General features: G+C 68.2%; 1 protein-coding gene. It reads left to right on the forward strand.

Going from position 1 to position 1292, the window contains the following annotated elements; all coding sequences use genetic code 11:
- Nucleotides 1-191: 191 nt before the first annotated feature.
- The gene (locus KUM44_RS37300; RefSeq protein ID WP_217214205.1) at nt 192-1268 is read left to right on the forward strand and encodes an IS110 family transposase; all 1077 of its coding nucleotides are present in this window, start codon (nt 192-194) and stop codon (nt 1266-1268) included.
- Nucleotides 1269-1292 lie beyond the last annotated feature (24 nt).

Genomic DNA, 1292 nt, shown 5'->3' on the forward strand with positions numbered 1-1292 from the left:
ACAACTGGCCTGGCTGCCTTGTTGAGGATCTGTCGGCTTGGGTCCCGGGCGGTGCTTGCTGCGCCGGACCAGCGGGCGTGTCCCGATAGGGGCCTTGCCGCACAAGGCACCATCACAGTTCTGACCGCCCACAGGCCCGGCGTCGGCCATCAGGCCCATGCCGATCAAGGAGCCACGTGACCGTCACCAGCATGCCCCAGACGATTCTGCCCGCACAGTCAGAACAACAGCCGGCGGAGGACGTGATCCTCGGCGTTGACACCCACAAGGACGTGCACGTCGCCGCCGTGATCACCGTGCTCGGCGCGTTCCTGGCCCACCAGGAGTTCCCGGCAACTGCCGCCGGTTACCGCCAACTCCTGGCCTGGGCCCGCTCCTTCGGCGTCCTGCATCGCGCAGGAGTGGAGTGCACCGGTTCCTATGGGGCAGCTCTGGCACGGTTCCTGAGCCGGGAGAACGTCCAAGTCGTCGAGGTCAACCAGCCCGACCGCGCCACACGCCGCAAGCGCGGCAAGACCGACGCCGTCGATGCCCAAGCCGCCGCCCGCGCGGTGCTGTCAGGACGCGCCGACGTCACGCCCAAGACGGGTGAGGGCCCGGCCGCCGACATGCGCGTGCTGAGACTGGCGAAAGAGTCGGCCGTCAAGGCTCGCACACAGGCGAAGAACCAGCTCAAGGCCGTACTCCTCGGCATCGAGCCCAAGCTGCGCGAATCCTTGTCCCGCCTCAGCAACTCGGCGTTGTTCGCCCAATGCGCCGAGCTTCCCAGCGGCGGGAACGCGGCCGTCTTCACGCTCCGGCTGCTGGCCCGCCGCATCCAGCAGCTGACCGCTGAGGTGAAGGAACTCACCCGCCGGGTCAACCGGGCCGTCCGTGCCTGCCACTCGCAGCTCCTGGACATCATCGGCGTCGGCCCCGACAGCGCCGCCGCCCTGCTGATCGCCGCCGGCGACAACCCTGAGCGGCTGGCCAGCGAGGCGTCCTTCGCCGCTCTGTTCGGCGTCAGCCCGGTCGAGCAGTCCTCCGGAAAAACCCGGCGCCGACGGCTGAACCGCGGTGGCAACCGCCAGGCCAACGCTGCCCTTTACCGGATCGTCGTGACACGCATCCGCCGTGATGCACGCACCTGCGCCTACGTCGAGCGGCGGACGAAGCAAGGCATGTCGAAACGCGAGATCATCCGCTGCCTCAAACGCTACGTCGCCCGCGAGATCTACCGGCAGATCCACCCGGCGACAACCTCCGTCGCCGCGTCTTCTGCCACTTGACGAACATAGGGGCATCCTCAACAC

This window comes from Streptomyces sp. AC550_RSS872 (assembly GCF_019049285.1).
Classification (GTDB): domain Bacteria; phylum Actinomycetota; class Actinomycetes; order Streptomycetales; family Streptomycetaceae; genus Streptomyces.